We start from the raw sequence: 22,945 nt of genomic DNA on the forward strand, positions 1-22,945 counted from the left end.
GACCGAAGAAATTATCAGTCCTTCTTGCCGGCCTTCAGCGCTTCGCCGAGGATGTCACCAAGCGACGCGCCGGAATCCGACGAGCCGTACTGTGCAACGGCTTCCTTCTCCTCCGCGATCTGCATCGCCTTGACGGAGAAGTTCGGCTTTTTCGAACGATCGAAACCGACAACCATCGCGTCGAACTTCTGACCGACCTGATAACGCTCGGGGCGCTGTTCGTCGCGGTCGCGGCCAAGGTCGGCGCGCTTGATGAAGCCGGTGGCGCCGTCTTCGCCGGCCTGCACTTCGAGGCCGTTGTCGCGGACTTCGAGGACCGAAACGGTGACGATGTCGTTCTTCTTCAGCGAGCCTGCAGCAGCGGCGCCGCCGCCAACAGCGGGAGCGCCCTTTTCAAGCTGCTTGATGCCGAGGCTGATGCGTTCCTTCTCGACATCGACGTCGAGAACCACAACCTGCACCTGCTCGCCCTTGCGGTGGAGGTGCAGCGCTTCTTCGCCCGAGATGCCCCATGCGATGTCCGACATGTGAACCATGCCGTCGACGTCGCCCGGCAGGCCGACGAACAGACCGAATTCGGTCGCGTTCTTGACCTCGCCTTCGACGACCGAGCCGACCGGATGCGCCTCGGCAAAGGCGCCCCAGGGGTTCGACTGCGCCTGCTTGAGGCCCAGCGAGATGCGGCGCTTGTCGCTGTCGACCTCGAGGACGATGACGTCGACTTCCTGGCTGGTCGAAACGATCTTGCCGGGGTGGACGTTCTTCTTGACCCACGACATTTCGCTGACGTGAACCAGGCCTTCGATGCCGGGTTCGAGTTCGACGAACGCACCGTAATCGGTGATGTTGGTGACCGTGCCCGACAGCTTCGCCCCGACCGGATATTTGGCGGCGACGCCTTCCCACGGATCGCTTTCGAGCTGCTTCATGCCCAGGCTGATACGCTGCGTGTCGCGGTTGATGCGGATGATCTGCACCTTGACCGTGTCGCCGATGTTGATGATTTCGCTCGGGTGGTTGACGCGCTTGTAGCTCATGTCGGTGACGTGGAGCAGGCCGTCGATGCCGCCGAGGTCGACGAAGGCGCCATAATCGGTGATGTTCTTCACCGCGCCTTCGATGATCTGGCCTTCTTCGAGGTTCTGGATCAGGCCGCTGCGCTGTTCGGCGCGCGTTTCTTCGAGGATCGCGCGGCGCGACACGACGATGTTGCCGCGGCGGCGATCCATCTTCAGGATCTGGAAGGGCTGCGGCAGGTCCATGAGCGGACCGACGTCGCGCACCGGGCGGATGTCGACCTGGCTACCCGGAAGGAAGGCCACGGCGCCGCCGAGGTCGACGGTGAAGCCGCCCTTGACGCGGCCGAAGATGACGCCTTCGACACGGGCTTCCTTGTTGAACTCCTCTTCGAGGCGATCCCAGGCGGCTTCGCGGCGGGCGCGGTCGCGCGACAGCATCGTTTCGCCATTGGCGTTTTCGACGCGGTCGACATAGACTTCGACTTCGTCGCCGACCTTGAGGTCGGCCTTCTGGCCGGGCATCGCGAACTCGCGAAGCGGCACACGGCCTTCGCTCTTCAGGCCGATGTCGATCACTGCCAGGTCATTTTCGATCGCGGTCACGGTGCCCTTGACGACGCGGCCTTCAAAGCCGCCGTCGGCGCCGCCGAGCGATTCGTCGAGCATCGCGGCGAAATCGTCGCGCGTCGGAAAAGCCGTAGAGGCCATAGAGTGTATTCCTTACTTCATTGTTCCGGCCAAGCGGTTGGTTCCGCTGGTCTTGTGGCCGATCCGTCCCGTCCGCCGGATGCGAAACGAAACATCGTCGGAGCGCTTCAAGGGCGAGACACGGGCAAAGCAAAAAGGGCGCGACGGGTGCGTCCCGTCACGCCCGGCGCTCGACATGCAAGCGACGGTTCATCCGTGCCTCGACCGGCAGAACGCCCGTCGGACGGCGCGCATATAGGCGGGGAAGGGGTTTTCGGCAAGGAAAAAGCCATGCCGACCAACGATGCCTCCGAACAGCGGAGCGGATGAGGATTCACGCGGAGACGCGGAGATTATGGCTCGGGCCGATAGGCCCCTTCATGCTTCACCGTCGCGGTTCCAGACAGGTTGCAGGAGAACGCCGCTTCGCGGCAGGCGCCATCTCTCCCCGCGTTTCCGCGTGAACCAAAATCCCCTGCGATCTCTGCGGCCCTGCGCGAATATATCTTTCAGCCTCGCCGTCCGACCTTGCTCTCGACGAAGGCGATCGCGGCGGCGATCGCGGCATCGCGGTTCATGTCGCTATTGTCGAGCAGCATCGCGTCGGGCGCGCGGAGCAGCGGCGCGTCGGCACGGCCGGTATCGCGCGCATCGCGGGCATGAACATCGGCGAGCACGGCGTCGAAGCCGATTTCGACCCCGCGCCCCAGCATTTCGGCATGGCGCCGCCGCGCGCGTTCCCCGGCGCTCGCGGTGACGAACAGCTTGGCGTCGGCGTGCGGCGCGATCACGGTGCCGATGTCGCGTCCGTCGAGCACCGCGCCGCCGGGCTGGTTGGCGAAATCGACCTGACGCTGAAACAGTGCGGCGCGGACCTGCGGATGGACCGACACGCGGCTGGCGAGGCTTCCCGTACTTTCGAAGCGCAACGCAGGGTCATCGAGCAGGCTGTCGGGAAAATTGCAGGCGGCAAGCGCGTCGGCGGCCTTGTCGGGATCGCCGTGATTGAGCTGCGTCTGATAGCCGACGGCGCGATAGAGGAGGCCGGTGTCGAGCACCGGCAGGCCGAAATGCGCGGCGAGCGCCCTGGCGATCGTTCCCTTGCCCGATGCCGTGGGGCCATCGATCGCGATAATCATTGCTGCAAGCCCGCAAGCAGCGGTTCGAAATTGGGGAAGCTCGTCGCGACCGGCGCCATGTCGTCGATCGTTACCGGCGCCTCGCTGACGAGGCCGACGACGGCAAAGCTCATGCAGATGCGATGATCGAGGTGGCCCGCGATGGTGGCGCCGCCGGGCAGCGGGTCGCCACCGCTGCCCTCGATGACAAGACCATCTTCCTTTTCCTCGATGCGCGCGCCGATGGCTTTGAGGCCGGTCGCCATGACCGCGAGGCGGTCGCTTTCCTTGACGCGCAACTCGTCGAGCCCCGTCGTCACCGTCCGCCCCTCGGCGAGCGCCGCGGCGACGAACAGGATCGGAAACTCGTCGATCATGCTCGGCGCGAGCGCCGGATCGACCTCCATGCCCTTCAATGCGCTGTGGCGGACGCGCAGATCGGCGACGGGTTCGCCGCCGACATCGCGCGCATCGAGCAATTCGATGTCGCCGCCCATTGCCTTCAAAACCTCGATCAGTCCCGCGCGCGTGGGGTTGAGCCCGACATTCGCGATGGTGATGTCGGAACCCGGCACGATCAGCGCCGCTACGATGAAGAAGGCCGCTGACGACGGGTCGCCGGGAACGACGATCGTCTGCGGCCTCAGTTCGGCCTCGCCGACGATGCGAATGTGCCGCGTGCCGCTGGCATCGGTGTCGACCGTCAAGTCGGCGCCAAAGCCGCGCAGCATGCGCTCGCTATGGTCGCGCGTCGGCACTGGCTCGATGACTTCGGTGATGCCCGGCGTGTTGAGTCCGGCGAGGAGGATTGCGCTCTTCACCTGCGCCGAGGCCATCGGAAGGCGATAGGAGAGGGGGATGGCCGGTGCGAGTCCGCGCACCATCAGCGGCAACCGCCCGCCCGGCGACGCGCCGATATCGGCGCCCATCTGTGACAGCGGGTCGATCACGCGGCCCATCGGGCGGCCCGACAGGCTGGCGTCGCCGATGAAGGTGGCGGTGATCGGATGGCTCGCAACGAGCCCCATGAGCAGGCGCGTCGAGGTGCCGCTGTTCCCCATGTCGAGCGCACCCTGCGGCTGGAGCAAGCCGCCAACGCCGACGCCGTGGATGCGCCATTCGCCGTCGTCGCGGCGCGCGATGCCCGCGCCCATCGCGCGCATCGCGGCGGCGGTGGCGAGCACATCATGCCCTTCGAGCAGGCCGGTGACGCGGCTTTCACCGACGGCCAGCGCCGACAGCATCAACGCGCGGTGCGAGATGCTCTTGTCCCCCGGAATGGCGATCCTGCCTTTCAGCGGGACAGAGGCAGAAAAGCGGCGCGGTGTGGCGATTTGGTCGGTCATTGCGAGCGGCTTTTGACAGCGGCCTTGCAATCTGGCAAGGCGCACGCCGATTTGGCGGATAGCTATTCAGGCGCCGCCGCTCTTCCGATATTTTTATCCTGTTTCCAAAGGATTATGAGGCGTTTATGATCAAGGCTGAATGGGGCACGAAACGCAGCTGCCCGAAATGCGCCACGCGATTCTATGATTTGACCAAGGACGATCCGGTCACCTGCATCAATTGCGGTTACGCCTGGATTCCGGAATCGGTGCTGAAATCGAAGCAGCCGATGCCGTTCGAGGAAGCCGAAAAGCCGGGCAAGGCCGCAAAGGACGATGTGGCGGCCGACGAGGATCTGGATCTGGACGTCGATGTTGACGAGGACAGCGATTCGCCCGACAATGACGTCGATCTGGGCGGCGACGACGATCTGGGCGTCGCGACCGGCGACGACGAGGACGACGAAAGCTGATCGGTTTTTCGCGAGGGGCAAAAACTTCGTCGAAAGACGATTTCGCCCCTTGCATCACCCGGCGGCGCTGCTAAAGGCGGCGTCCCGGTCGCGCCGCCCAGGCGCGACGAAATGGCACGGGGCCTTAGCTCAGCTGGGAGAGCGCCTGCATGGCATGCAGGAGGTCAGCGGTTCGATCCCGCTAGGCTCCACCATTCTTCAAAAAGGGCCCGCGCAAGCGGGCCTTTTTGTTGTCCGGCGGCGGCCGCCTCTCAGGCCGCTTCGTCGGTCTCGAAAACGGGTTCCAGTTCGATCGGGTCGGCGAGCGTGATGCGGTCGAGGATCGACGCGGTGTCGTCGCGCACCTTCAGCATCAGGCTGCGGAGTCGGCATTCGGCTTCGGGAAGGCAATTCTTGCAATGTTCGTGCGCGTTGCGCGCGGCGCAGGGGACGAGCGCCAGCGACCCGCGCGTCAGGCGGACCAGATCGCCATAGCTGATGTCGACCGGCGGCAGGGCGAGCTGGTAACCGCCGTCGCGGCCACGCTGCGAAATCAGCAGCCCCTCGCGCGCCATTTCGGAGAGGATCACGGTCAGGAACTTCGGCGGGATATTCTGCGCCTCGGCAATGTCCGCAAGCTGCACCTGGCCCTTGCCCCAATGATCGGCAAGATGCTGGAACGCGCGGATCGTATAGCGGGTCTTTTGCGAGAGCATGGCGGCGTTACTGTGACATTATTCTCCCTAATTCAACCTGTCTGGATGAGATAAGTTGCATGGTTGATGAAAATCACAGCGGGTGGCATGATTCGTCGATAGGGGGTTGCGTGACGGCCCGGTTGCGGGCGTGGAACAGGTGAAACAGATGATGGGTAAAATCCTGACGACCCCGGCGGTTTTGGCGGCCTGTCTGCTCGCGATCAGCCCCGCACAGGCGCAATTCGGCAGCCTCTTGCGCAAGGTGACCACGCCCGCGCCCGCGCCGAGCGAGGAGGGCAATGGCGGCTGTCCCAAGGGCAAGAAGGGCAGCAGCATCGGCCGCAACATCCTGGGCAATGTCATCAGCGATGCGGTCGGCGACGCGGCGAGCAAGGCGGGCGTTTATTCCTATGTCCCGATTGCGGAGGTGAGCGGGACGCTGACCGATGCGATCGCCTGCCGCCTTGATCCCGCCGAACAGGTACAGGCGGCCGCAGCGACCGAGGAGGTGACGCGCGGCGAAGAGGTCGGTGCGACCGCGAACTGGACGAGCGAAACGCGCCCCAACGTCAGCGGGTCGTCGACCGTGGCGTCGATCAACGACGAGCGTGGGGGGCGCAAATGTATGAACGTCAACGACTTCATCATTGTCGAGGGTGAGGAAACGCGCGTCACCAAACGTATGTGCAAGGGACCGGGCGAGTCGCGTTATGTCCTGGCGGCATAAGACCGCGCGGCTGGGACTCGCGGCCGCGGCGCTCGTCGGGGCGACCGGGGCGACCGGGATGGATCCGGTCAATCCGACCTGTCCGCTGAACCCCAACTGGTCGGACAATCCCACGATGAAGCTGACGATCGAAAAGCGCGGCGGCATGAAGGTGATGCTGGCGGAGGGGCGCGTCGATCCTGGTCTGCCCGACCGTCTTGCGGCCGCGCTCAAGGCAAACCCCGACGTAGGCGAAATCTGGCTGCGCTCGCCGGGCGGCGATGCGCGCGCCGGCAATGCCGCGGGGCGAATTATCCGGTCGAACATGGGGCTGACGACGCGCATTCCGAGCGGCTGGGCCTGTTTCAGCGCGTGCAATTTCGTTTTTATGGGGGGACAACCGCGCGTGATCGATCCCGGCGGCGTCTTCATGGTGCATATGTTCACTCGAACCGGTGATCGAGCGGCCATCGACATGAGCGTCGCGCTGGGCACCGACGCGACGCGCGAGCTTATCGGCGATATCGAACAGGACTCGGCCCTGCTCGCCAGCGAGGATAATGATTTTCTCATCCGAATGGGAATCTCCCGCAAATTGCTGACCGAGATCATGTATCGCCAGCAGGCGGTTGCCAGCGAGGACAATAAGTCGACGCGGCGGTGCCTGACGCTGGACGAAGCGCTGAAATATGGTGTGACCTACGCTCCCGAATGAGGAGCGCGGCATAGCGTTGCAAACCGAAACGAATGTCGTAGACTGGCGGTCGACAAGGAGAGGCTGCCATGACCGACATGACGCATGACCATGCGACCTTCCGTTCGATGATCGACGGGACGCAGGAGGATTGGGACATCATCGCGCGCGAGCAGAAGCTGTTCGCGCCGCAGAATGGCAGGCGCATCCTCGATCATCTGAAGCTGCTCGGCGGTGATTATGGGGGGTTTCCCGTGGACCGGCTCGAGCATTGTCTGCAAACCGCGACGCGCGCGCATCGGGACGGCCGCGACGAGGAATATGTCGTGATGGCGCTGCTCCACGACATCGGCGACACGCTGGGCGCGTTCAATCATCCCGACGTCGCGGCGGCGATCCTGAAACCCTTTCTGTCCGAGGAAAATCTGTGGATCGTGCAGCACCACGGCATCTTCCAGGGCCATTATTTCTTTCATTACATCGGCCTGGATCGCGACATGCGCGACCAGTTCAGGGATCACCCCTATTATGATGCCTGCGCCGAATTCTGCGAAAAATATGACGCGCCGGCGTTCGACCCCGATTATGACAGCGAGCCACTGGAGTTTTTCGAGCCGATGGTAGTGCGGCTGTGCTCCTATCCGCGCACGAGCATCTACAAGAAGGTGATGGCCGGGGAAGCGGCGGCGTAGGCCTCTATCCTCAACCGTCATCCCGGCGAAGGCCGGGATCTCACCCTATCGGTTTGCCGCACCGGCGAGATCCCTGCCTTCGCCGGTATGGCGACCAACGGGTCAGGCTTACTTCCCCTTGAACTCGGTCTTGCGCTTCTGCTGGAACGCCATGATGCCCTCCATCGCGTCGGCGGTGCCGCCGGCGATGAACTGGCCCCTGGCCTCGGCGTCGAGCGTGGTCGCGAAATCCTGTGACAGTCCGTCGCGCAAGACCTTGCGCATCGTGCCCAGCGCGATCGTCGGACCGTTCGCGAGGCGGGTGGCCAGGCCCCTGGCCTCGGCCATCAACTCGCCATCATCGACACATTTATAGATCATGCCCCAGTCGGCCGCCTGTTCGGCGCCGATCTTCTCGCCCAGCATCATCATCTGCAACGCGCGCGGCACGCCGATCAGGCGCGGCAGCAGCCAGGACGACCCGCCGTCGGGCACCAGACCGATATTGACGAAAGCCTGAAGGAAATAGGCGCTCGTGCCCGCGATGGTGAAGTCGCCCGACAGCGCGAAGCTGCACCCCACTCCTGCAGCGGGGCCGTTGACCGCAACGACGACGGGAATATCGAGGTTCGCGAGCGCCAGCAGCATCGGGTTGTAATGACCGCGCAGCGCATTGCGGCTCCGTGCCCCACCGCCGACCGTGCCGCCCGAACGATCGCCCGCCAGGTCGGCGCCCGAACAGAAACCGCGTCCTTCCCCGGTGATCAGCAGCGCGCGCGCGCCAAGCCCCGGCAAATGATCGAGCGCCGCGCGGATGTCGTCCGCCATCGCGGGCGGCATCGAATTGAGCCGATCGGGGCGATTGAGCGTGATCGTCGCGACGGCATCGGCGAAATCGAGCTTGATCGTGTCGAAAGCGGGCAGATCGGTCATGGAAATATCCTCTCGCTGGGGCTTTACCTTTACGTTCACGTAAAGGTGTGACGCATTTGGGGTGCGAGTGCAAGGGGCCGTGGGGGAGGGGCCCGAACCCGTTCGCATGTCATCCCGGCCTTCGCCGGGATGGCGACGGGGAGGGGCCGCAAACTGCTCGGCGCTGACCATCAACACCCAACCCCCGGCCGTTGACTCGGCGTGCGCCAAATCCTATATGGCGCCCATACCTCATCGTCCGAGATAGAGCCTGACTTTGCGCGGCGGGCTGTACGGATAGGGCGGCGGGGATTTCGAGATGCGTCAAGAAGCTGCGGTAAACCGGCAACGGTTGCCTGCGGCCTTTTTGCGTCTCTTCTGCGCTCGCGAGTCATTTTATCAAGGCGAGACAATCTCTTATGGCGACCAAGGCGAAGTCGGTGGGCCAGGCCCTCGAAGCAACCGCGACCAAGCGAATCCGCAAGCTGTTCGGCAACATCCACGAAGCGGTGGAGATGCCAAACCTCATCGAGGTGCAGCGCGAATCCTATGAGCAGTTTCTGCGTTCGGACCCCTCGATCGGCTATGTTTCGGGCCTTGAAAAGACGCTGCGCAGCGTTTTCCCGATCCGCGACTTCGCCGGCACCGCCGAGCTCGACTTCGTTCATTATGAACTCGAAGAGCCGAAATATGACGTCGAGGAATGCCGTCAGCGTGGCATCACCTATGCGGCGCCGATGAAGGTCACGCTGCGCCTGATCGTCTTCGAGGTCGACAGCGAAACCGACACGCGCAGCGTGCTCGATATCAAGGAGCAGGACGTGTACATGGGCGACATGCCGCTCATGACCGAGAACGGCACCTTCTTCGTCAACGGCACCGAGCGCGTCATCGTGTCGCAGATGCACCGTTCGCCGGGTGTGCTCTTCGACCATGACCGCGGCAAGACCCATTCTTCGGGCAAGTTCCTGTTCGCGGCGCGCGTGATCCCCTATCGCGGCTCGTGGCTCGATTTCGAGTTCGACGCCAAGGATATCGTCAACGTCCGTATCGACCGCAAGCGCAAGCTGCCGGTCACCAGCCTGCTCTATGCGCTGGGCATGACGGGCGAGGAAATCCTCAACCATTTTTATGACCGCCTCGTCTTCGAGCGCGCCGAAAATGGCTGGAAGGTTCCGTTCGTCGTCGAAAACTGGCGCGGGGCGAAGCCCGCGTTCGATGTCGTCGACGCCAAGACCGGCGAAGTCGTCTTTGCCGCGGGCCACAAGATCAGCCCGCGCCTCGCGAACAAGGCGGCGAAGGACGGGCTCGACACGCTGCTGATCCCGACCGAGGAAATCTTCGGTCGCTATTCGGCTTACGACCTCATCAACGAATCGACCGGGGAGATTTACATCGAGGCCGGCGACGAAGTGTCGGCCGAGAATCTGGAGAAGCTTGACGCCGCGGGTATCGACAAGCTGGTTCTGCTCGACATCGACCACAACAACACCGGCCCGTGGATTCGCAACACGCTGAAGGCCGACAAGGCCGAGGATCGCGACCAGGCGCTGTCGGACATCTACCGCGTCATGCGCCCTGGTGAACCGCCGACGCGCGAAACCGCGGAAGCGCTGTTCGCAGGCCTGTTCTTCGACCCCGAGCGTTACGATCTGTCGGCTGTCGGCCGCGTCAAGCTCAACATGCGCCTCGGCCTCGATGCCGAGGACACGGTCACGACGCTGCGCAGCGAGGACATTCTCGCCGTCGTCAAGGAGCTGGTGAACCTGAAGGACGGCAAGGGCGAAATCGACGACATCGACAATCTCGGCAACCGCCGCGTGCGTTCGGTCGGCGAACTGCTGGAAAACCAGTATCGCGTCGGCCTGCTGCGCATGGAGCGCGCGGTGAAGGAGCGGATGAGCTCGGTCGACGTGTCGACGGTGATGCCAAACGACCTGATCAACGCGAAGCCCGCGGTCGCCGCGGTGCGCGAATTCTTTGGTTCGTCGCAGCTTTCGCAGTTCATGGACCAGACCAACCCGCTGTCCGAAGTCACCCACAAGCGCCGCGTGTCGGCGCTCGGGCCGGGCGGTCTGACGCGCGAGCGCGCGGGCTTCGAGGTCCGCGACGTTCACCCGACGCATTATGGCCGCATCTGCCCGATCGAAACGCCCGAAGGCCCGAACATCGGCCTGATCAACAGCCTTGCGACCTTCGCCCGCGTCAACAAATATGGCTTTATCGAAACCCCGTACCGCCGCGTCGTCGACGGCAAGGTGACGAACGAAGTCGTCTATCTGTCGGCGATGGAGGAATCGAAGCACACGGTCGCGCAGGCGAACGCCGATTTGAACCCCGACGGCAGCTTCATCGACGAGCTGATCTCGGCGCGCGAAGCGGGCGAGTTCCTGATGGCGCCGCGCGAGCAGATCACGCTGATGGACGTGTCGCCGAAGCAGCTCGTTTCGGTCGCGGCGTCGCTGATCCCCTTCCTGGAAAACGATGACGCCAACCGCGCGCTGATGGGATCGAACATGCAGCGTCAGGCAGTGCCGTTGCTCCGCGCCGAGGCGCCGGTCGTCGGCACCGGCATGGAAGAGACGGTTGCGCGCGATTCGGGCGCCGCGATTGCGGCGCGCCGCGGCGGCGTGATCGACCAGGTCGATGCGACGCGTATCGTCATCCGTGCGACCGACATGGTCGAACCCGGCAAGTCGGGCGTCGACATCTATCGCCTGCAAAAGTTCCAGCGCTCGAACCAGAACACCTGCATCAACCAGCGTCCGCTGGTGAAGGTGGGCGACGTGGTCCGCGCCGGCGACATCATCGCCGACGGCCCGTCGACCGAGCTTGGCGAGCTGGCGCTCGGCAAGAATGTGCTCGTCGCGTTCATGCCGTGGAACGGCTATAATTATGAGGACTCGATCCTCATTTCCGAACGCATCGTGAAGGACGACGTCTTCACCTCGATCCATATCGAGGAGTTCGAGGTCACCGCGCGCGACACGCGCCTTGGCCCCGAAGACATCACGCGCGACATCCCCAACGTCGGCGAAGAAGCGCTGCGCAACCTCGACGAAGCGGGCATCGTCTATATCGGCGCCGAAGTCGGCCCTGGCGACATATTGGCCGGCAAGATCACCCCCAAGGGTGAATCGCCGATGACGCCGGAAGAGAAGCTGCTGCGCGCGATCTTCGGTGAAAAGGCCAGCGACGTGCGCGACACCTCGCTGCGTCTGCCGCCGGGCGTGTCGGGCACCGTCGTCGAGGTGCGCGTCTTCAACCGCCACGGTATCGACAAGGACGAACGCGCGATCGCGATCGAACGCGAGGAGATCGAGCGGCTGAAGCAGGACGCCGACGACGAGCGCGCGATCCTCAACCGCGCGACCTTCTCCAGCCTCAAGGATCTGCTGGTCGGCCAGACGACCAGCGCGGTGCCGAAGGGGCTTAAAAAGGGCGATACCGTCACCGAAGAGATGCTGGTCGGCCTCGACCGCGCCGACTGGTGGAAGCTCGCGGTGGTCGACGACAAGGCGCAGGCAGCGCTCGAAGCGATCAAGGCGCAATATGACGACGCGATCAAGCGCATCAACGCGAAATATGAGGACCGCGTCGAGAAGCTCCAGCGCGGCGACGAACTGGCGCCGGGCGTGCTCAAGATGGTCAAGGTGTTCGTCGCGGTGAAGCGCAAGCTGCAACCGGGCGACAAGATGGCCGGCCGGCACGGCAACAAGGGCGTCATCAGCCGCATCCTGCCGGTTGAGGACATGCCGTTCCTTGAAGACGGCACGCCGGTCGACATCGTGCTCAACCCGCTGGGCGTGCCTTCGCGCATGAACGTCGGACAGATCCTCGAAACGCATCTTGGCTGGGCGTCGCGCGGGCTTGGGCAACAGGTTACTCGGGCGCTGGAGGAGTGGCGCGACGCCAACCCCGATGCAACCGGCGGCGAAATGCCCGAGGCGGTGCGCGAGAAGCTGGAGCATGTCTATGGCGCCGAATATGTCGAAGACATCCGTTCGCGCGATGCCGAAGGCATTATCGAGCTGGCGTCGAACCTGAAGGTTGGTGTGCCGTTCGCGACGCCGGTGTTCGACGGCGCGAAGGAAGCCGATGTGTCGAACATGCTGACGCTGGCGGGACTCGATGAATCGGGTCAGTCGGACCTGTATGACGGCCGCACCGGCGACAAGTTCGACCGCAAGGTGACCGTGGGCTACATCTATATGCTGAAGCTGCACCACCTCGTCGACGACAAGATCCACGCGCGTTCGATCGGCCCCTACAGCCTCGTCACCCAGCAACCGCTGGGCGGCAAGGCGCAGTTCGGCGGCCAGCGCTTCGGCGAGATGGAGGTCTGGGCGCTCCAGGCCTATGGCGCGGCGTACACGCTCCAGGAAATGCTGACGGTCAAGTCCGACGACGTGATCGGCCGCACCAAGGTTTACGAAGCGATCGTCAAGGGCGACGACACCTTCGAGGCCGGCATTCCCGAAAGCTTCAACGTGCTCGTCAAGGAAATGCGCTCGCTGGGCCTCAACGTCGAATTGTCGTCCTATTCGGACGAAGATCCCGACGAAGGTCCGGAAGCCCTTCCCGAAGCCGCCGAATGAAATAGCTCCCTCTCCCCTTCAGGGGAGAGGGCTGGGGAGAGGGGCAGTCACTGCGCTGTCCCCGTGACCCCGCCCCCTCTCCCAACCCTCTCTCCCAAAGGGGAGAGGGCTAACGAGGAACCAGATTATGAACCAGCTTACCAACTTCATGAACCCGGTCGCGAAGCCCGAGACCTTCGACATGATCAAGATCGGCATCGCGAGCCCCGAGCGTATCCGCTCCTGGTCGTTCGGCGAGATCAAGAAGCCCGAGACGATCAACTACCGCACGTTCAAGCCCGAGCGTGACGGACTGTTCTGCGCGCGCATCTTTGGCCCGATCAAGGATTATGAATGCCTGTGCGGCAAGTATAAGCGCATGAAATACAAGGGCATCGTCTGCGAAAAATGCGGTGTCGAAGTCACGGTCACGAAAGTGCGCCGCGAGCGCATGGGCCATATCGAGCTCGCCGCGCCGGTCGCGCACATCTGGTTCCTGAAGTCGCTGCCGTCGCGCATCGGCCTGCTGCTCGACATGCAGCTGAAGCAGCTCGAGCGCGTCCTCTATTTCGAGGCCTATATCGTCCTCGAACCCGGCCTGACCCCGCTCGAGAAGTTCCAGCTCCTCACCGAAGACGAACTGCTCGACGCGCAGGATGAATATGGCGAGGACGCTTTCTCGGCCGGCATCGGCGCCGAGGCGATCCGCACGCTGCTCGAAAATCTCGACCTTGAGCAGGAGCGCGTCGACCTGATGGAAGAGCTGGCGACCACCAAGTCGGAGCTCAAGCCCAAGAAGATCATCAAGCGGCTGAAGGTCGTCGAAAGCTTCATCGAATCGGGCAACCGTCCCGAGTGGATGATCCTTGAAGTCGTCCCTGTGATCCCGCCCGAACTGCGCCCGCTGGTGCCGCTCGACGGCGGCCGCTTCGCGACGTCGGACCTCAACGACCTCTATCGGCGCGTCATCAACCGCAACAACCGTCTGAAAAGGCTGATGGAACTGCGCGCGCCGGACATCATCGTCCGCAACGAAAAGCGCATGTTGCAGGAAGCCGTCGACGCGCTGTTCGACAACGGCCGCCGCGGCCGCACGATCACGGGCGCCAACAAGAGGCCCCTCAAGTCGCTGTCCGACATGCTCAAGGGCAAGCAGGGCCGCTTCCGCCAGAATCTGCTCGGCAAGCGCGTCGACTATTCGGGCCGTTCGGTCATCGTGACCGGTCCCGAACTCAAGCTGCACCAGTGCGGCCTGCCCAAGAAGATGGCGCTCGAACTGTTCAAGCCCTTCATCTACGCGCGCCTCGACGCCAAGGGTCTGTCGATGACCCTGAAACAGGCGAAGAAGTGGGTCGAAAAGGAGCGCAAGGAAGTCTGGGACATCCTCGACGAGGTGATCCGCGAGCATCCGGTGCTGCTCAACCGCGCGCCGACGCTCCACCGCCTCGGCATCCAGGCGTTCGAGCCCGTGCTGATCGAGGGCAAGGCGATCCAGCTTCACCCGCTGGTCTGCGCCGCGTTCAACGCCGACTTCGACGGCGACCAGATGGCGGTCCACGTCCCGCTTTCGCTGGAAGCGCAGCTCGAAGCGCGTGTGCTGATGATGTCGACCAACAACATCCTCAGCCCCGCGAACGGCAAGCCGATCATCGTGCCGTCGCAGGACATGGTGCTCGGTCTCTATTATCTGTCGCTTGAGCGCGAAGGCGAACCGGGCGAGGGCATGTTGCTCGCCGACATGGCCGAAGTGCATCAGGCGCTGCACGTCGGCGCGGTCACGCTGCACTCGAAGATCATCAGCCGCGTCCCGCAAACCGACGAAGATGGCAATGAGTATCTCAAGCGCTTCGAAACCACGCCGGGCCGTATGCTGATCGGCGAATGCCTGCCGAAATCGCACACCGTGCCCTTCGACGTCGTCAACCGCCTTCTCACCAAGAAGGAAATCGGCGACGTGATCGACCAGGTCTATCGCCACACCGGCCAGAAGGAGACTGTGCTGTTCGCCGACGCGATCATGGCGCTGGGCTTCCGTCATGCCTTCAAGGCGGGCATCTCGTTCGGCAAGGACGATATGATCATCCCGGCGTCGAAGGAGCAGCTGGTCGACGAGACGCGCGCGCTCGTGAAGGATTTTGAACAGCAGTATCAGGACGGTCTGATCACGCAGCAGGAAAAATATAATAAGGCGATCGACGCCTGGTCGCAGTGCGGCGACAAGGTCGCGAACGCGATGATGGACGAAATCCGTGCAACGCCGAAGTTGGAGGACGGCCGCCTCGCCCCGATCAACTCCATCTATATGATGGCGCATTCGGGCGCGCGTGGTTCGCAGGCCCAGATGAAGCAGCTCGCGGGTATGCGCGGCCTGATGGCCAAGCCGTCGGGCGAGATTATCGAAACGCCGATCATCTCGAACTTCAAGGAAGGCCTGACCGTGCTCGAGTATTTCAACTCGACCCACGGTGCGCGCAAGGGTCTGGCCGATACGGCGCTCAAGACGGCGAACTCGGGTTATCTGACCCGCCGCCTGGTCGACGTCAGCCAGGACTGCGTCGTGATCGAGGAGGATTGCGGCACGACCCGCGGCATGGAAATGCGCGCGATCGTGCAGGGCGGCTCGACGATCGCCTCGCTCGGCGAGCGTATCCTCGGTCGCACGACGCTCGAAGATGTCGTCGACAAGGATGGCAATGTCATCGCGCCGGTCGGCACGCTGCTCGACGAAGCGACGACGCAGCGCATCGAGGATGCCGAAGTCCAGTCGGTGAAGATCCGTTCGCCGCTGGTCTGCGAAGCGACCATGGGCGTTTGCGGCAAATGCTATGGCCGCGACCTCGCCCGCGGCACGCCGGTCAACATCGGTGAAGCCGTCGGCGTCATCGCCGCGCAGTCGATCGGTGAGCCCGGCACGCAGCTGACGATGCGGACCTTCCACATCGGCGGTGCAGCGCAGGTCAACGAACAGTCGAACGTCGAAGCGATTTCGGACGGCACGATCGAGTATCGCGACATGGCGACGATCGTCGACCAGCGTGGCCGCCGCCTGGCGCTGTCGCGGTCGGGCGAGATCGCGATCATCGACAGCGAAGGGCGCGAGCGCGCGTCGCACAAGCTGCCCTATGGCGCGCAGATCATGCACAAGGACGGCGAAAAGGTGAAGAAGGGCGACCGGATCGCCGAATGGGATCCGTTCACCATGCCGCTCATCACCGAAAAGCAGGGCGTCGTGAAATATCAGGATCTGATCGACGGCAAGACGCTGACCGAACAGGTCGACGAAGCGACGGGCATCGCCCAGCGCGTCGTGATCGAATATCGCGCCGCGGGACGCAGCAAGAAGGAGGATCTTCAGCCGCGCCTGACGCTGCTCGACGACGCGTCGGGCGAAGCGGCGCGCTATCTGCTCGCGGTCGGCACGATGATCTCGGTCGAGGACGGTCAGGAAGTGCAGGCGGGCGACGTGCTGGCGCGCGTCAGCCGCGAAGCGTCGAAGACGCGCGACATCACCGGCGGTCTGCCGCGCGTTGCCGAGCTGTTCGAAGCGCGCATTCCGAAAGACAACAGCGTCATCGCGAAGATCAGCGGCCGGATCGAGTTCGTCAAGGATTACAAGGCGAAGCGCAAGATCGCGATCGTGCCGGAGGAAGGCGATCCGATCGAATATCTGATCCCCAAGTCGAAGGTTCTGGAAGTGCAGGAAGGCGACATGGTCAAGCGCGGCGACGCGCTGATCAGCGGTTCGCCGAACCCGCACGATATTCTCGACGTCATGGGCGTCGAGGCGCTGGCCGAATATCTGGTCGCGGAAATCCAGGAAGTTTATCGACTCCAGGGCGTGAAGATCAACGACAAGCACATCGAGGTGATCGTTCGCCAGATGCTGCAGAAGGTCGAGATCACCGACGGCGGCGACACCACGCTGCTGCCGGGCGAACAGCTCGATTATCTGGAGATGATGGAATATAACGCCAAGCTGCCGAAGAATGCCAAGCCCGCCGAGGGCCGTCCGGTGCTCCTCGGCATCACCAAGGCGTCGCTGCAAACGCGCAGCTTCGTCTCGGCGGCGTCCTTCCAGGAAACGACCCGCGTTCTCACCGAAGCGTCGGTGCAGGGCAAGATCGACTCGCTCCAGGGCCTCAAGGAAAATGTCATCGTCGGCCGCCTCATCCCGGCGGGCACCGGCGCGGCGATGAACCGCGTCCGCGTCACCGCCTCGTCGAAGGATGCCGCGCTGCGCGCCGCGATGCGCGCCGCGAACCAGGAGCATCTGATCGCGCCGCGGACCGCGGCCGAGGAGCATGAAGCCGAGCTGGCACAGGGTCCCGAAGCGGCGATCGGCGACGATCCGCTGGGCAAGGTGCAGGGCGAGGACTTCACGACCGACGATGTGATGGTCGAAGAACGCCCCGACGGCGAGGAATAAGCCCCTCGCGGCCATCGGCCACAGAAAAGCCCCGCCGGAGCGATCCGGCGGGGCTTTTTTTCGGCACCCCTGGCGACGCTTCGCGGGCGACCGGAGCACGTCTCCGCGATCGAGGAGGAGCGCAGGCCGGCTGGACCCCTCTCTTGCGGATCAGCTGTTGATGAAATCCAGAAGGTCGGCGTTGAACCGGTCCTGGTGGGTGACGGTCAGGCCATGGTCGGCGCCTTCATAGATTTTGAGCACCGCCTGCTTGACGATCTTCACCGTGGCGCGGGCCGAGGCATCGATGGGCACGATCTGGTCGTCGTCGCCGTGGAGGACGAGCGTCGGAACGTCGAACTTCTTCAGATCGTCGTTGAAGTCGCTTTCCGAAAAGGCGCGGATGCTGTCGAGCTGGCCCTTGAGCCCGCCCATCATGCCCTGCCGCACAAAATCGTCGCGCACCGCTTCGCTGATCGCCGCGCCGTCGCGGTTGTAGCCGTAGAAGGGGATGGTCAGATCCTTGAAGAACTGCGGCCGGTTGTCGAACGTCCCCTTGCGGATGCCGTCGAAGACGTCGAGCGGCAGCCCGCCCGGATTGGCTTCGGTCCTGAGCATCAACGGGGGGACCGCGCCGATCAGCGCGACCTTGGCAACCCGCACCGTGCCGTGACGACCGATATAGCGGGTGACTTCGCCGCCGCCGGTCGAGTGGCCGACGAGGATGACGTCTTTCAGGTCCAGCTGTTCGATCAGCTCGGCGAGGTCGTCGCCATATTGGTCCATATTATTGTTATCCCAAACCTGGTCCGAACGGCCATGGCTGCGGCGATCGTGGGCGATGGTGCGGAAACCCTGGTCCGCAAAGAAGACCATCTGGGCGTCCCAGGCGTCGGCGCTGAGCGGCCAGCCGTGCGAAAAGACGATCGGCTGTCCATCCTTCGGCCCCCAATCCTTGAAGAAGATGTTGGTGCCGTCCTTGGTGGTGATGCGGGTCATGTCGTGGTTCCTTTCAGTCTGGAGGGGCGGGATGTCCGTCTCGATGCACGGGAGATAGGGCGGACCGTCCTTGCGCGGGATTGGCGGACACGACATTATGCGGGCCGATTCCGACAAAGGAGCCGATATGCCCACGCCGACGCTGCCCGACGCGGCCATTGTGCCGCTGATCGAAGTCGGATTGATGATCTATCCCGACTGTCAGATGGGGATGGTCCACGGCATCACCGACCTGTTCGACGTCGCGGGCCGCTTTGCGGTGGACAATGGTCGGCGTCCGGTGCGCGTCAGCCACTGGCGGTTGCAGGAGGGCGGGGGCTTTGCGCGTTGCCGCGACAGCCATCCGGACGAAGCGGCGGGCAATTCGCCGACCGTGCTCGTCGTGCCAGGCAGCCTCCACAAGCTGATCGAGCCCGGCGAGGCCGAACCCTATGCGCGCTGGCTGCTCGACCGGCACGCGCAGGGTGCGGTGCTGGCGTCGAACTGCGGCGGCGCCTTCTTTCTTGCGGCAACGGGGCTGCTCGCGGGGCGGCCCGCGACGACCCACTGGTATTTTGCCGAGGAGTTCCGGCGCCGCTTTCCCGACGTCCGCATGGAGGCCGACCGGATGGTGATCGACGATGGCGACATCGTCACCGCGGGCGGCATGATGGCGTGGACCGACCTCGGCCTGCGTATCGTCGAGCGCCTGCTCGGTCCGACGGTGATGATCGAGACTGCGCGCTTCCTGCTGCTGGACCCCGCGGGGCGCGAACAGAAAAATTATGCGAGCTTTGCACCGAGGCTGACGCATGGCGACGAGCCGATCCTGAAGGTCCAGCACTGGTTGCAGGCGCGCCGCGCGGGTCCGGTCACGGTCGCCGAAATGGCGCGTGAGGCCGGGATGGAAGAGCGGACCTTTCAGCGGCGCTTCAAGGCGGCGACGGGGATGACGCCGGTCGAATATGTCCAGCATCTGCGCGTCGGCAAGGCGCGCGAGCTGCTGGAGTTCACGCGGCGCCCGGTCGATCAGATCGCCTGGAGCGTCGGCTATGAGGATGCGGCGGCGTTCCGCAAGCTGTTCCACCGCCTGATCGGCCTGTCGCCGCACGGCTATCGCCAGCGCTTTTCGACGCCGGGATCGCTGACCGAAGCGGCATGATCGGCGGCGACTATCCGGCAGGTAATCGCCGAGGCGGCGAAGGTTCGCGATAACGGCCAGTGAAGCGCCGACAATTTTTTTCGCCCATGTGTCGATTCCGGTTGGGCTCGTTCGTCGTCAGCATAGGAGGCCGCTGTTGGCCCCGCTAACAAGGAGATGACCAATGCGTGTGATGGTGTTCGTAAAGGCGACCGAGGACAGCGAAAAGGGCCTGCCGCCGACCGAAGAAATGACCGCGATGTTCGAGGCGATGGGCAAGTTCAACGAAGAACTGGTCAACGCCGGGGTGATGGTGTCGGGCGACGGGTTGAAGCCGTCGTCGCACGGCAAGCGGATCCACTTCGACGGCCCGAGCCGCACGGTGATCGACGGTCCTTTCGCCGAAGCGCGCGAACTGGTTGCCGGTTACTGGATCTGGGAGGTCAAGGACATGGACGAGGCGGTCGCCTGGGCCAAGCGCTGCCCCAATCCGATGATGGGGCCGAGCGACCTCGAGATCCGCCCCTTCTATGAAATGGAGGATTTCGGTGACGCGGTGACCCCCGAGATCGCCGAGCAGGAACAGCGCCTGCGCGAAAGGCTCGCCGGCGAATGACGCCTGTGTCCGCTGCCAGGCTTGCCTCGTCGGCGAGTTTCCCGGACAAGGCGGGCATGGCAGTGGACGATACCCACCGGGCAATCGAGGCGGTTTTCCGGATCGAACGGGCCAGGCTGATCGCCCGTCTTGCCCGCCTGACCCGCGACGTCGACCGCGCCGAGGAGCTGGCGCAGGATGCGCTGCTCGTCGCGCTGACCGAATGGCCGAAAAGCGGCGTTCCGGCCAATCCCGGCGCCTGGCTGATGGCCGCGGCGAAGCGGCGCGCGATCGACGGCATCCGGCATACCGCGATGCAGGGACGCAAGCATGCCGAGATCGCCCGCGAACTCGACGAGGAGCAGGGCATGAGTGCGGAGGCCATGGAAGCGGCGCTGGACGATCCGCTGGGCGACGAGTTGCTCGGCCTCATCTTCGCCGCCTGTCATCCGGTGATTTCGCGCGAAGCGCGCGCCGCGCTGACGCTGCGGCTGGTCGGCGGGCTGACGGTCGAGGAGATTGCGCGCGCCTTCCTGTCGAACGAGGCCGCGATTGCGGCGCGGATCACCCGCGCCAAGAAGGCGATCGCCAGGGCGGGCGTGGCGTTCGAGGTGCCGCGCGGCGCCGAGCTGGCGGCGCGGCTGCCCTCGGTGCTGGAGGTCGTCTATCTGATCTTCAACGAAGGCTATGCTGCGACCAGCGGGCCGTCGCTGGTGCGGCCCCCGCTGTGCGCCGAGGCGCAGCGGCTGGGACGTATCCTGGCGGCGCTGATGCCGGGCGAACCGGAGGTGCTGGGGCTGCTGGCGCTGATGGAGATTCAGGCGTCGCGGCTGGCGGCGCGCGCCGCGCCGGACGGCAGGTTCGTGCCGCTGACCGAGCAGAACCGCGCCCGCTGGGACCAGCTCCTGATCCGCCGCGGCCTCAATGCGCTGGCGCGGGTCGAGGCGCTGGGCGGCGCCGACGGACCCTATGCGTTGCAGGCGGCGCTTGCGGCGTGTCACGCAAGGGCGCTACGCGCCGAGGACACCGACTGGCGGCGCATCGCCGCACTTTACGACCGGCTGGGGCAGGTGACGCCATCGCCGGTGGTCGAGCTCAACCGTGCGGTCGCGCACAGCATGGCGTTCGGTCCCGAAGCGGGACTGAAGCTGGTCGACGCGATCGCCGACGAAGCGGCGCTGCGCAACTATGCCCCGCTGCCCGCGGCGCGCGGCGATTTCCTGCTGCGGGCCGGGCGAAAGGCCGAAGCGCGCGGCGCATTCGAGGCGGCGGCGGCGCTGTCGACCAATGAACGCGAACGCGAATGGCTGCTCGCCCGCGCCGCGGAATGCGGCTGAGGCGCGAGACAGGACAGCACTGACCGATGCGCTAACTATCGGTAATTGTGTCGTAACATTTCGCCTGTCGCCCCGTCGCTCGTCGACGATAGAAGGCCGCCGGTCGAAACAATACCTAGAATGCTTTGTTTCTGCGCCATGGTCGTGGTGGCTTTTCGCGGTGCCGCGAACGCCGCCTTTCAGTTCAGGAGTTTATCGCTTCGCCCGGCTGCTTTCACGGTGGACCAGATCGTGCCGGTTGCCCCTTCGCTTCCTCCCCCACGAAGGTGATCGGAAATGACCATTCCCCTCGACGCGGCCGCTGGCGGCTGCGAATGCCTGCCTTCGCGGCGGCGCTTCGAACGCGACGATCCGCCCGCCGAGCGGTCGGTAAACGCCTTTGTCCTGCGATATGAGGATCGCTGGTTCGGCATCGAAAAGCAGGTTGCGTTCGAGGCCCCCGATCTGGCTACCGCGCTGGCGATGGTCGAGCATGAGCCGATCGGGCGTTGGGCCGAATTGTCGCTGGACGGCAGGACGCTCTGCCGCTGCGGCGGCGAGCCTGATGGCGCGGCGCGTTATTGGGTCGTCGATTGATGGGCCAGGTCGCGGCGGCCTTGCCGCGCGATCATTCGGCCGTTTGAGCGGCGATCCGAACCTTCTCGGCGCGCAGTTTTTCGGTGTGGAGCAGCTTGTCGGCCATCGCCTGCCACGCCGCCGCGGCGCGCAGGTTGCGCTCGCGAACCTGGGTCAGCGCCGAGGCATCGGCCTCAGCGGTGCATTTTTCGGCTTGGGCAAGATAAAATTCGGTGGTGGCCGACACGGGGCTTTGCTCCTGTAAGGTGGCGGGTCAGTCGACCATATCGGCGATCAGGCGCCGGAGTTCGCGCCGCGACAGCGTCGGGCGGCGGCGCGGCGCATTCGCCGTCATGGCCTTTCCGGCCAGCGACAGCGCAGGCAGCGCGGGGATGATCGAGGGATTGGTCTGGAATAGAGTCATCATCTTTATCTTTGATTTCTGCGTTATGTGAATATGCCCGGTCAGCGCGAACGGCGCTGTCCGGGAGTGGCCGGCCCGCCGCCGCGTTCGCGGTAGACGAGGCGCCCCTTGCTGAGGTCATAGGGCGTCATTTCGACGCGGACCGCGTCGCCAACGACCGTCCGGATGCGGAAACGCCGCATCCGGCCGGCCGTATAGACGACGACCCGATGACCATTTTCGAGCAGGACGCCGAAGCGCCCGTCGGGCAGGACTTCGTCGACCTGCCCGTCGAAGGTCATCAGCTCCTCCTTGGCCAAGATCAGGCCGACTGGAGGTTGATCGCCGAAACCTTGCCGTTGCGGCCGGTTTCGAGCTCGTAGGAGACGCGCTGCTCCTTATTGAGCGTGTCCATGCCCGCGGCCTGGACCGCGGTGATGTGGACGAAGCTGTCGCCCGAGCCGTCTTCATTTTCGATGAAGCCATAGCCCTTGTCATTGTTGAAGAATTTTACGGTGCCGATCGGCATGAGAGTGTTTCCTTTCACGAAAACGGGAAATCCTCCGGCAAAAGCACCGGCGGAGCTGGCAGCATGTGAAGGGAAAAGTCTGCCCCGAAAGGCCGTCAAATTCCGTCGCAGGCGACGTTAGCGAGGCCGATATGGAGGATTTT

General features: G+C 64.3%; 19 protein-coding genes, 1 tRNA gene and 1 pseudogene. 11 read left to right on the forward strand and 10 right to left on the reverse strand.

Annotation, left to right across the window (positions count from 1 at the left end; genetic code table 11):
• Positions 1–14: 14 nt before the first annotated feature.
• The 3 genes from rpsA to aroA form a co-directional block, all read right to left on the reverse strand.
• Positions 15–1,727 carry a 30S ribosomal protein S1 gene (gene rpsA / locus SPYCA_RS04075; protein WP_120219044.1) on the reverse strand — a complete coding sequence of 571 codons (1,713 nt, stop codon included), beginning with the start codon at positions 1,725–1,727 and terminating at the stop codon, positions 15–17.
• A gap of 488 nt (positions 1,728–2,215) precedes the next feature.
• Entirely contained in the window at positions 2,216–2,845 is a 630-nt protein-coding gene (locus SPYCA_RS04080) for a (d)CMP kinase (RefSeq protein WP_120219045.1), read from the reverse strand.
• Positions 2,842–4,170, reverse strand: coding sequence for a 3-phosphoshikimate 1-carboxyvinyltransferase (aroA, locus tag SPYCA_RS04085; protein ID WP_120219046.1), 1,329 nt, complete (start codon positions 4,168–4,170; stop codon positions 2,842–2,844). Before aroA ends, SPYCA_RS04080 begins: the two co-directional genes overlap by 4 nt.
• 125 nt (positions 4,171–4,295) lie before the next feature.
• Between aroA and SPYCA_RS04090 the strand changes: the two genes are divergently transcribed.
• Positions 4,296–4,622 carry a TIGR02300 family protein gene (locus SPYCA_RS04090; RefSeq protein WP_120219047.1) on the forward strand — a complete coding sequence of 109 codons (327 nt, stop codon included), beginning with the start codon at positions 4,296–4,298 and terminating at the stop codon, positions 4,620–4,622.
• Positions 4,623–4,740: 118 nt separating this feature from the next.
• Positions 4,741–4,816 (forward strand) — tRNA-Ala (locus SPYCA_RS04095).
• Between the two features lie 57 nt (positions 4,817–4,873).
• Here SPYCA_RS04095 and SPYCA_RS04100 read toward each other — a convergent pair.
• Positions 4,874–5,317, reverse strand: a complete 444-nt coding sequence (locus SPYCA_RS04100) for an RrF2 family transcriptional regulator (RefSeq protein ID WP_120219048.1) — start codon at positions 5,315–5,317, stop codon at positions 4,874–4,876.
• Between the two features lie 148 nt (positions 5,318–5,465).
• Between SPYCA_RS04100 and SPYCA_RS04105 the strand changes: the two genes are divergently transcribed.
• The 3 genes from SPYCA_RS04105 (at position 5,466) to SPYCA_RS04115 (ending at position 7,391) form a co-directional block, all read left to right on the forward strand.
• Positions 5,466–6,026, forward strand: coding sequence for a hypothetical protein (locus SPYCA_RS04105; protein ID WP_232003513.1), 561 nt, complete (start codon positions 5,466–5,468; stop codon positions 6,024–6,026).
• Positions 6,010–6,720, forward strand: coding sequence for a hypothetical protein (locus SPYCA_RS04110; RefSeq protein WP_232003514.1), 711 nt, complete (start codon positions 6,010–6,012; stop codon positions 6,718–6,720). Before SPYCA_RS04105 ends, SPYCA_RS04110 begins: the two co-directional genes overlap by 17 nt.
• 68 nt (positions 6,721–6,788) lie before the next feature.
• Positions 6,789–7,391, forward strand: a complete 603-nt coding sequence (locus tag SPYCA_RS04115) for an HD domain-containing protein (RefSeq protein WP_120219049.1) — start codon at positions 6,789–6,791, stop codon at positions 7,389–7,391.
• Positions 7,392–7,499: 108 nt separating this feature from the next.
• Here the strand turns inward: SPYCA_RS04115 and SPYCA_RS04120 are convergent, their stop codons facing one another.
• Complete coding sequence (locus tag SPYCA_RS04120) at positions 7,500–8,303, reverse strand: enoyl-CoA hydratase-related protein (protein WP_172594971.1); 804 nt, start codon at positions 8,301–8,303, stop codon at positions 7,500–7,502.
• Between the two features lie 398 nt (positions 8,304–8,701).
• On the opposite strand from SPYCA_RS04120, the gene rpoB reads away from it, so the two are divergent.
• Positions 8,702–12,880, forward strand: coding sequence for a DNA-directed RNA polymerase subunit beta (rpoB, locus tag SPYCA_RS04125; protein WP_120219050.1), 4,179 nt, complete (start codon positions 8,702–8,704; stop codon positions 12,878–12,880).
• A 127-nt stretch (positions 12,881–13,007) separates the two neighbouring features.
• Positions 13,008–17,285: a DNA-directed RNA polymerase subunit beta' gene (gene rpoC, locus SPYCA_RS04130; protein ID WP_120219051.1), complete on the forward strand. Its 4,278-nt coding sequence runs from the start codon at positions 13,008–13,010 to the stop codon at positions 17,283–17,285.
• A gap of 150 nt (positions 17,286–17,435) precedes the next feature.
• Here rpoC and SPYCA_RS04135 read toward each other — a convergent pair whose 3' ends face one another.
• Positions 17,436–18,263 carry an alpha/beta fold hydrolase gene (locus SPYCA_RS04135; protein ID WP_120219052.1) on the reverse strand — a complete coding sequence of 276 codons (828 nt, stop codon included), beginning with the start codon at positions 18,261–18,263 and terminating at the stop codon, positions 17,436–17,438.
• 127 nt (positions 18,264–18,390) lie between these two features.
• On the opposite strand from SPYCA_RS04135, the gene SPYCA_RS04140 reads away from it, so the two are divergent.
• The 4 genes and pseudogenes from SPYCA_RS04140 to SPYCA_RS04155 all read left to right on the forward strand — a co-directional run bounded on the left by SPYCA_RS04140 (position 18,391) and on the right by SPYCA_RS04155 (position 21,891).
• A complete protein-coding gene (locus SPYCA_RS04140; RefSeq protein WP_120219053.1) occupies positions 18,391–19,404 on the forward strand; it encodes a GlxA family transcriptional regulator in 1,014 nt (337 codons plus the stop codon).
• A gap of 163 nt (positions 19,405–19,567) precedes the next feature.
• Positions 19,568–19,927 (forward strand): annotated as a pseudogene (locus tag SPYCA_RS04145) (YciI family protein); the annotation flags it as partial.
• A 68-nt stretch (positions 19,928–19,995) separates the two neighbouring features.
• Positions 19,996–21,315: an RNA polymerase sigma factor gene (locus SPYCA_RS04150; protein WP_197715367.1), complete on the forward strand. Its 1,320-nt coding sequence runs from the start codon at positions 19,996–19,998 to the stop codon at positions 21,313–21,315.
• Positions 21,316–21,591: 276 nt separating this feature from the next.
• Positions 21,592–21,891, forward strand: coding sequence for a hypothetical protein (locus SPYCA_RS04155; RefSeq protein ID WP_120219055.1), 300 nt, complete (start codon positions 21,592–21,594; stop codon positions 21,889–21,891).
• Between the two features lie 31 nt (positions 21,892–21,922).
• Here the strand turns inward: SPYCA_RS04155 and SPYCA_RS04160 are convergent, their stop codons facing one another.
• Genes SPYCA_RS04160 through SPYCA_RS04170 form a run of 4 tightly spaced genes read right to left on the reverse strand, consistent with a single transcriptional unit; the run spans position 21,923 to position 22,802 of the window.
• Positions 21,923–22,117: a hypothetical protein gene (locus SPYCA_RS04160; protein ID WP_120219056.1), complete on the reverse strand. Its 195-nt coding sequence runs from the start codon at positions 22,115–22,117 to the stop codon at positions 21,923–21,925.
• 27 nt (positions 22,118–22,144) lie between these two features.
• Positions 22,145–22,297, reverse strand: a complete 153-nt coding sequence (locus SPYCA_RS19195; RefSeq protein WP_172594972.1) for a hypothetical protein — start codon at positions 22,295–22,297, stop codon at positions 22,145–22,147.
• A gap of 38 nt (positions 22,298–22,335) precedes the next feature.
• Positions 22,336–22,593: a translation initiation factor IF-1 gene (infA, locus tag SPYCA_RS04165; protein ID WP_120219057.1), complete on the reverse strand. Its 258-nt coding sequence runs from the start codon at positions 22,591–22,593 to the stop codon at positions 22,336–22,338.
• Between the two features lie 2 nt (positions 22,594–22,595).
• Complete coding sequence (locus SPYCA_RS04170; RefSeq protein WP_120219058.1) at positions 22,596–22,802, reverse strand: cold-shock protein; 207 nt, start codon at positions 22,800–22,802, stop codon at positions 22,596–22,598.
• Between the last annotated feature and the right edge of the window lie 143 nt (positions 22,803–22,945).

The sequence above is a fragment of the Sphingopyxis sp. FD7 genome, from assembly GCF_003609835.1.
In the GTDB taxonomy this organism is placed as follows: Bacteria; Pseudomonadota; Alphaproteobacteria; order Sphingomonadales; family Sphingomonadaceae; genus Sphingopyxis.

Coding starts and splice junctions, on each gene's coding strand:
- SPYCA_RS04135 (WP_120219052.1), bottom strand. CDS start 18,263: ATGACCCGCATCACCACCAAGGACGGCACCAACATCTTCTTCAAGGAT.
- aroA (WP_120219046.1), bottom strand. CDS start 4,170: ATGACCGACCAAATCGCCACACCGCGCCGCTTTTCTGCCTCTGTCCCG.
- SPYCA_RS04115 (WP_120219049.1), top strand. CDS start 6,789: ATGACCGACATGACGCATGACCATGCGACCTTCCGTTCGATGATCGAC.
- SPYCA_RS04150 (WP_197715367.1), top strand. CDS start 19,996: ATGACGCCTGTGTCCGCTGCCAGGCTTGCCTCGTCGGCGAGTTTCCCG.
- SPYCA_RS04120 (WP_172594971.1), bottom strand. CDS start 8,303: ATGACCGATCTGCCCGCTTTCGACACGATCAAGCTCGATTTCGCCGAT.
- SPYCA_RS19195 (WP_172594972.1), bottom strand. CDS start 22,297: ATGATGACTCTATTCCAGACCAATCCCTCGATCATCCCCGCGCTGCCT.
- SPYCA_RS04080 (WP_120219045.1), bottom strand. CDS start 2,845: ATGATTATCGCGATCGATGGCCCCACGGCATCGGGCAAGGGAACGATC.
- rpoB (WP_120219050.1), top strand. CDS start 8,702: ATGGCGACCAAGGCGAAGTCGGTGGGCCAGGCCCTCGAAGCAACCGCG.
- SPYCA_RS04100 (WP_120219048.1), bottom strand. CDS start 5,317: ATGCTCTCGCAAAAGACCCGCTATACGATCCGCGCGTTCCAGCATCTT.
- SPYCA_RS04155 (WP_120219055.1), top strand. CDS start 21,592: ATGACCATTCCCCTCGACGCGGCCGCTGGCGGCTGCGAATGCCTGCCT.
- SPYCA_RS04090 (WP_120219047.1), top strand. CDS start 4,296: ATGATCAAGGCTGAATGGGGCACGAAACGCAGCTGCCCGAAATGCGCC.
- SPYCA_RS04105 (WP_232003513.1), top strand. CDS start 5,466: ATGATGGGTAAAATCCTGACGACCCCGGCGGTTTTGGCGGCCTGTCTG.
- rpsA (WP_120219044.1), bottom strand. CDS start 1,727: ATGGCCTCTACGGCTTTTCCGACGCGCGACGATTTCGCCGCGATGCTC.
- rpoC (WP_120219051.1), top strand. CDS start 13,008: ATGAACCAGCTTACCAACTTCATGAACCCGGTCGCGAAGCCCGAGACC.
- SPYCA_RS04170 (WP_120219058.1), bottom strand. CDS start 22,802: ATGCCGATCGGCACCGTAAAATTCTTCAACAATGACAAGGGCTATGGC.
- SPYCA_RS04140 (WP_120219053.1), top strand. CDS start 18,391: ATGCCCACGCCGACGCTGCCCGACGCGGCCATTGTGCCGCTGATCGAA.
- SPYCA_RS04110 (WP_232003514.1), top strand. CDS start 6,010: ATGTCCTGGCGGCATAAGACCGCGCGGCTGGGACTCGCGGCCGCGGCG.